This is a genomic window from Methylobacterium sp. WL18, assembly GCF_008040015.1.
Taxonomy (GTDB): domain Bacteria; phylum Pseudomonadota; class Alphaproteobacteria; order Rhizobiales; family Beijerinckiaceae; genus Methylobacterium; species Methylobacterium mesophilicum.
This window is the reverse complement of the sequence record NZ_VRVD01000228.1, coordinates 1-7105: the sequence shown is the minus strand read 5'-3', so window position 1 is coordinate 7105 and position 7105 is coordinate 1. Positions and strand designations below refer to the sequence as shown.

At 70.7% G+C, this 7105-nt stretch carries 5 protein-coding genes, 1 tRNA gene and 1 rRNA gene; 4 read left to right on the top strand and 3 right to left on the bottom strand.

What is annotated here, in order from left to right; genetic code table 11:
* The first annotated feature begins 44 nt into the window (after positions 1 to 44).
* The 3 genes from rrf (at position 45) to FV228_RS16350 (ending at position 1227) form a co-directional block, all read left to right on the top strand.
* A 5S ribosomal RNA gene (gene rrf, locus FV228_RS16360) occupies positions 45 to 160 on the top strand.
* A 128-nt stretch (positions 161 to 288) separates the two neighbouring features.
* Positions 289 to 365 (top strand) — tRNA-Met (locus tag FV228_RS16355).
* A 151-nt stretch (positions 366 to 516) separates the two neighbouring features.
* Entirely contained in the window at positions 517 to 1227 is a 711-nt protein-coding gene (locus FV228_RS16350; RefSeq protein WP_147855595.1) for an FCD domain-containing protein, read from the top strand.
* 17 nt (positions 1228 to 1244) lie between these two features.
* Here the strand turns inward: FV228_RS16350 and FV228_RS16345 are convergent, their stop codons facing one another.
* Positions 1245 to 1646: a GntR family transcriptional regulator gene (locus FV228_RS16345; protein ID WP_147855594.1), complete on the bottom strand. Its 402-nt coding sequence runs from the start codon at positions 1644 to 1646 to the stop codon at positions 1245 to 1247.
* A 401-nt stretch (positions 1647 to 2047) separates the two neighbouring features.
* Here FV228_RS16345 and FV228_RS16340 point away from each other — a divergent pair, with 401 nt between their 5' ends.
* A complete protein-coding gene (locus FV228_RS16340; RefSeq protein WP_147855593.1) occupies positions 2048 to 4093 on the top strand; it encodes a TonB-dependent siderophore receptor in 2046 nt (681 codons plus the stop codon).
* A gap of 66 nt (positions 4094 to 4159) precedes the next feature.
* On the opposite strand, the gene FV228_RS16335 is transcribed toward FV228_RS16340, so the two are convergent.
* Both FV228_RS16335 and FV228_RS16330 read right to left on the bottom strand, forming a co-directional pair.
* The gene (locus FV228_RS16335; RefSeq protein WP_147855592.1) at positions 4160 to 6301 is read right to left on the bottom strand and encodes a helicase-related protein; all 2142 of its coding nucleotides are present in this window, start codon (positions 6299 to 6301) and stop codon (positions 4160 to 4162) included.
* A gap of 133 nt (positions 6302 to 6434) precedes the next feature.
* Positions 6435 to 7105, bottom strand: a 671-nt coding sequence (locus FV228_RS16330; RefSeq protein ID WP_147855591.1) for a LysR substrate-binding domain-containing protein, incomplete at its 5' end; no start/stop codon positions are given.

Genomic DNA, 7105 nt, shown 5'->3' with positions numbered 1-7105 from the left:
CAGCACCCTGCGCGGCCAGTCCGAAAAGAATTGCGATGTGCCGGTCTGGTGGCTTGAGCGGCGTGCCCAGAACCCGATCCCATCTCGAACTCGGCCGTTAAACACGCCAGCGCCCATGGTACTGTGTCTCAAGGCACGGGAGAGTCGGTCGCCGCCAGACCCGCACATCGCAAACACACAGCGCACCCGCTCACATGAGCCCGCGCCATTCCCTCGACACGACCATCGCTACGGCCCCGGAGCGCGCCCACCAGCGCCAGCCAGCCCGGATCAGCCGCACAACCTTGGCGCGGGGTGGAGCAGCCCGGTAGCTCGTCAGGCTCATAACCTGAAGGTCACAGGTTCAAATCCTGTCCCCGCAACCAAATCCCTTCCGACCACCCGACCACCACCAAAAACCCGGCCCGCTCACGCGGACCGGGTTTTTCGTGATCGGGGCTTCGCTTGCCGCGCGAAGTGGTCGAAAAGATGGTTCAGAAGTCGGATGATCCCGCATCCCGGCGTGAAGCTGAGCGCATGCCCTCCACCTTGAATCTGCCTCAGGCCGCCCGCCGCTCGCTGGTCGATTCGGCGATCGATCTCATCCGCACGCAGATCGAGACCGGCCGCTGGAAAGTCGGCGCGCGCATCCCGAAGGAGGCGGAACTCGCCGAGATGCTGCAGGTCGGGCGGAACACGGTGCGGGAGGCCGTGCGGGTTCTCTCCCATGCCAAGGTGCTGGAGGTGCGACAGGGGGACGGGACTTATGTCCGCCTCAACGTCGATCCGGCGGAGATCATGCGCCGGGTCGCCCATGCGAGCCTGCGCGACCATTTCGAGTTGCGCGCGCTTCTCGAAACCGAGGCGGCCCGCCGGGCGGCGGCGCGGCGGAACGACGGTGACGTGGCGCGGCTCGAAGCCCTGCTGGAGGCGCGCGGGGAGCGTCCACAGGACGGGGACCTCGCCGGATTCATCGAGCGCGACATCGCCTTCCATGTCGCGGTCGCACAATGCGGCGACAACGCCGCCCTCGCGGAACTCTACCGGTATTTCGCCCTGTCGTTGCATGGCAGTACGAGCACGGCGCTCAGTGACGGGGCCTTGCCCGAGCCGGACCTCGCCGCCCACCGCCGGGTGGTCGATGCAATCCGGGAGCGGGACGAAGTGGGTGCGGCGGACGCGGCCCGGGCCATCGTCGGCCCGATTCTCGATGCGCTCGTGCGTATCGAGACCGCCCCCGGGAGCTGAGCGCGCTGCGGCTCCGATCAACCGGCCGCGCCCAGGGTCTGCCTGGCCAGTGCGGCGGCTTCGCGATCGGTGGCGCATGCGGCCTGGGGTGTGCCGAACGCGCGGATCAAGCTGGGAAACGCGGCTTCCAAGGCGTGGCGGCGCTCCGGGTCTGGCTCGACGACGATCAACGCGCGGCAGCACCCGCCCAGGGCTTCCTTGTTCCGCTTCAGCCAGAGGCCGCGGGCGACCCGGTCGTCATGCGCTTCGTCGTGCCGGCGTCCATCATAGATCAGCACGAAGGGGTCGCCGCCTGCGAGCAACGCGTCCATCTCCCGGCACCAGATGGAGGCGTAGCCGGGCGGACGCGCAGCGTCGTTCCGCATCCGCACGAGGGGAAAGTCGGAAACATCGTGGAGGGTGAACGACGCGCGGTCCATGACCCCGGCTCCCTGGAATCCCGCTAAAAGATAGTTTTATCCAATCATCCTACCTTTATTGACCGACGCGGACAACCGCCGTAGCGCTGGGCTCCCTAACCAGGAGCCCGATCATGTCTCCGCGAACGCCGTACCCGCTCGCCCCCACCACGCCTGTTCGAGAGGCGACCAGGCTGCCGCGCATCAAGGACTGCACCGTCGTCCTCGCCGTCGTCCTGAGCCTCTCCCCGGTACCTCTTCGCGCGGAGCCGAAGCCGCCGTTCGGAGGGCCGTCCGGTCACGAGCCACACACGGGCTCTGCCCCGCTGAACCCTGTGCGATCGGTACGTGTGGCCGTCCCACCGGGCGGCGAAAAAGATGCCGAGATCGCGCTGCCCGTCCTTACGGTGACGCGACGCGGGATGACCGGAACGGATCCGGTCCCCGGACTCGTGGCCCGCGTCTCGGCCACGGGTACCAAGACCGACACGCCCCTCATCGCTGTCCCACAGGCGGTGTCTGTGATCCCCCGGGCGCAGATCGATCAGCAGGCGGCCCGGAGCGTCGGCGACAGCGTTCGCTACACGCCCGGGGTCTTCGCGGACACGCGGATCGGCGGTGTGCTGGAAAGTGTGTTCCTGCGCGGCTTCGGCGGGTTCGCCGCCGGCGCGACCAACCCGCAGGTCCTCGACGGCCTGCCGCTGGTCAAGGGCGGCAATTGGGCCGCACAAGTCATCGATCCCTCGACGCTGGAGCGCGTCGAGGTGCTGCGCGGGCCCGCCTCGGTACTCTACGGGCAGGCGAGCCCGGGCGGGATCGTCGCCATGGTCAGCAAGCGGCCGACCGAGCAGCCGTTCGGGGCGGTGACGCTCACCAGCGGCAACCGCAACCGCGCCGAGGCGGCCTTCGACGTCGGCGGCCCAATCGGCGACGACGGCAGCCTGGCCTATCGCCTCAACGGCCTCGGGCGGCGGGTCGACACGCAGGTCGACTTTTCCCGGGAGCAGCGGGTCGTGCTCGCCCCGACGCTCGCGTGGCGGCCGGACGAGGACACGAGTCTCACCCTGCTGGGCTTCTACCAGAACGACCCGCACAACAACTTTTCGGGTTGGCTCCCGGCCGAGGGAACCCTGTTCCCCAACCCGGCCGGCCGGATCCGGCGCCGCTTCTTCCCGGGGGAGCCCGGGTTCGATGCTTACGACCGTCAGCAGGCCATGATCGGCTACGCCGTCGAGCACCGTTTCGACGCGACCTGGACCGTTCGGCAGAACCTGCGCTACGCTCATATCGATACGCGCTTCGAAGGCGCGGCGGTCAACTTCTTCGCCCCGTTCGGAGAGACGTCGCGCCTGCTCGAACGCTCGGCCTCCTGGTCGCGGGAGGCGGTGGACGGGCTATCCCTGGACAACCAGGCGCAGGCCGACTTCGCCACCGGGCCGATCGCCCACACCCTCCTGTTCGGGCTCGGCTATCAGGGCTCCCGGGCGGATACGGACGCCTCGGGCTTCGGCCCGGTGCCGCCGATCGACTTTGCAGCGCCGGTCTACGGCCGGCCCTTTGCGGTTCCGCCGGCCGCCCCGCGGACCCGGCAGGATTGGAACCGCGTCGGACTCTACGCCCAGGACCAGATGCGGCTGGACCGCTGGGTCCTCACGATCGGCGGGCGGCAGGACTGGTCCTTCCTCGACACCGCGAACCGCCTGAGCGCGCGGAATTCCCAACAGGACGACGCGGCCTTCACCGGTCGGGTCGGCGCGACCTACCTGTTCGACGGCGGCCTCGCGCCCTACGCCAGCTACGCGACCTCGTTCGAGCCGACCCTGGGCACCACCTTCGCGGGCGCGCCGTTCAAGCCGACCCATGCGCGGCAGACCGAAGCCGGGGTGAAGTACCAGCCGCCCGGCCTGGAGAGTTTTTTCGCGGTCTCGGGCTTCGACATCACCCAGGACAACGTATCCACCGCCGATCCGGCGCATCCGTTCTACAAAGTCCAGACCGGCGCGGTGCGCTCGCGCGGCATCGAGCTCGAGGCCCGCGCGACCCTGTCCGACAGCCTCGACCTGATCGGCGCCTATACCTACCTCGACACCACCGTGAGCCGGGACAGCAACCCGGCGCTCGTCGGCAAGCGCTTCGTGTCCGTGCCCGACCAGCTGGTGTCGCTCTGGGCGAACTATCGGTTCCCGGGCGGTCCGCTCGCGGGCCTCAGCCTCGCCGGCGGGATCCGCGCCATCGGCCGGAGCGCCGGCGACCCGGCCAACAGCTTTTCGGTGCCGGCCGTGACCCTGGTCGATGCGGCGATCCGCTACGAACTCGGCGCCGCCGATCCGGGGCTGGCGGGCTGGCAGGTCTCGGTGAACGCCGCCAACCTGTTCGACCGGACCTACGTCGCCTCCTGCTTCGCGGCGGGCGGCTGCTTCTACGGCAACGGCCGGACCGTCATCGCCAGCCTCGGCTACCGCTGGTGAGTTTTTAAGTCGTTATTTCGCATCATCTTTTCCCGAAAGCCGGCAACCACCTTTCGGGATGATGCGCTACCGCGTGCCCGCCCGGCGGGTGCGGCGCTCGGCCTTGCGGGTCGCGGTCTCGCGCAGGTGCTGCTCGATGGCGTCGTTGGCGCGGCTGCGCATGTGCCGGATCGCCTCGACGTCGTCGAAGGTGTCGGGGAAGCGGCGTGACAGCCACAGGTAGGCGCTGGCCAGGCGGACGCTCCGCTCCTGGTAGTCGAGTTCCCCGGTCAGGTTCGCCCGCAGGGCCGGGACCGTGGTGCCGGCCGCCCGAGCCTGGCTCCAGCGTTCGAGCATACCCATGGCGATCTCGTCGCGCCGGTTGATCGGGCAGACCGAGAAGGCGAACTTTTCCTCGATCGGCAGCCGCGCCCGGTCGACCACCCGCGCGACCTCCAGGATCTCCTCCAGGGCCGAGGGCTGGAACGGCGAGCCGGCGTAGAAGGTCGCCCGGGCGAAGTGCGTCAGCACCTCGTGGAGGCTGTGGGTCTGCATCTCCGCGGCGACGGAGCGGATCGCGCCGAGATCCGGCCGGACGAAGAAGCGCGAGTCCGCTGCCGGCGCCGTGGGAGCGCCCGACAACGCGACCCGGATCGGCTCGACGGCGATCGCGTCCGTCGCCGCCACGTAGCCGACCTCCTGGTGCCCGTAGCGGCCCGCCCGCCCGGCGATCTGGCGGATCTCGGAATTGGTCAGCCCGCGCTCCTTCACGCCGTCCCACTTGCGCACGGTCGAGAACACGATCCGCCGGAGCGGCCCGAGATTGAGCCCCATGCCGATCGCGTCGGTGGTGACCAGCACGTTGGCCTCGCCGGTGCGGAAGCGCGTGGCCTCCGCCCGGCGCACCTCCGGCGACAGGGCGCCGTAGATGGTCGCGACCCGGTGCCCGCGGGCGACCAGGATCTCGCGGTTCTCGTGCACGGCCCGGCGCGAGAACGCCACGACCGCGTCCCCCGGCTCGACCTTCTCCAGGGGGACCGGTTCGTCGAGCAGCAGCAGCGGCGACTTGCGGGTGAACGGGATCACCTCCAGCGACTCGCCCGCGGCCTCGGCGGCGCGGCGGACATAGGCCAAGGCGTCGTCGGAACCGCACACGACCACGGTCCGGGCGGCCACGCCGAACAGGGCGTTGGTCCAGGCCCAGCCGCGGTCGGGATCCGACAGCATCTGGATCTCGTCGATCACCGCGACGTCGATCGGGCGGGTCAGGTCGGCGGTCTCGATGGTGCGGGCGGTGTGGGTCGGCTGCGGCTCGCCCAAGACCTCCTCGCCGGTGACCATGCCGGCCCGGAGCCCGCGCTCGCGCAGGGCCTCGTAGTTCTCCAGGGCCAGCAGCCGCAGGGGCGCTAGGTAAGTGCCGGTCGGCGCCGCCGTCAGCATCTGCAGGGCCGCGTAGGTCTTGCCGGAATTGGTCGGGCCCATGTGGAACAGGATCCGCCGGTTCAGCCGGCGGGCGGCGGTGAAGCGCTCGATATAGGCGCCGAACCCGACCTGATCGCGCAGGCGGCGCAGGCGCGAGCCCTCGCTCGCCACCGCCTTGGCGTGGCGGCGCACGGGGGTGAGCGCGTCGACCAGGGCGCGTGCCAGCTTCGGCCCGTAGGCGAACACCCGGGACCGCAGCGACCGGTCCATGTGGGCGATGTAGGCGGCCGCATCGGCCCCGACCTCGCGCAGGTCCTGGATGATCTGCCCCCGCAGGCGCTCGACCGGCTTGCCCAAGCTGCGGACGGCCTCGGCCGCCCGCTCAGCCACGGCCGCCCGCAGGGCCTCGACCCGGTGGGCGGGATCGTTCCGGGCCGCCATGCGCGCCAGGATCTCGGCGGCGGCCGGGTCCGGGGCGATGTCGATCCGGAGGTCCATGCGGCCGTTGTCGAGCAGCGGGATCTCGATCCGGATGGTCCAGATCACCCGATGGTCCCGGGTGATCGCGGCCTTCAGGGTGGGGATGGCCTTCCGGACCGCCGGGACGCCCGTCTCGGCGAAGGCCCGGGCCCGCTGCCGGGCGCGCAACGCCTGGGCGACCCGCTCGTCCTCGACCTCGGCGCCGAAATCGGGCAGCTCGAGATCGGCGCGCAGGGTTTCCAGGTCGACGGAATCCGGGGCGAGCCCGAGCCGCGCCACGGCCTCGGACAGATACGCGATCGTGGGGCGGAGACGCTTGCGCGCCATGAACTCACCTTCGGCAGCGGCGTCCGCCGGTCGGCGCTGACGCCGTCGAACGCATTCCTGACAAGCATCTATGCCTGACAAGCATTCTTGCGCCAGGATAGCTCCGGATGCCATCCCGCTCCCTGTCCCGTGTTCAGGCGTCGTGCGCCGCCTCGGTCAGCCAGGTGCAGAAGGCGCGCACGGTCGGGTCGTCCGCCCGGGTCTCGGGCACGTAGGTGTAGTAGCTCCGTGCCGGCAGCGACGGGCCCGCGAACGGGCGGGTCAGGCGGCCGGCGGCCACGTCGTCGGCGATCAGGCGCTCCGGGCCCATCGCGACGCCGAGGCCGTCGAGGGCGGCCTGCAGCGTCAGGTAGAAGTGCTCCAGGGTCACCGAGGCCTGCGGCGTCAGGTCCGGCACCCCGGCGGCCCGCAGCCAGTGCGGCCAGACCTCCGGGAGCGTCGCCGCGTGCAGGAGGGTATGGTGGCGCAGGTGCTCCGGTTCGTGGAGCGGCAGGCGCCGCAGCAGGGCCGGGCTGCACACCGGCAGGCGCCGCTCGGACAGGAACGGCTGCCCGATATGGCCGGGACGCGTATCCGGCCCGCCCCGGATCGCCACGTCGAACGGGTCCACGAGGTGGGCCAGGGGCACGTTGGAGGTGGTCAGCCGGACCTCTACGGCGGGGTGGGCGACCTGGAAGCCGGACAGGCGCGGGATCAGCCAGCGCAGGGTGAAGGTGGCCAGCGCGTTGACGTGCAGCAGGCGCGGCCGGCCGCGCTCGACCTGGCGGGCGGTGGCCAGGGCGACGCGGTCGAGGGCGGCGCCGA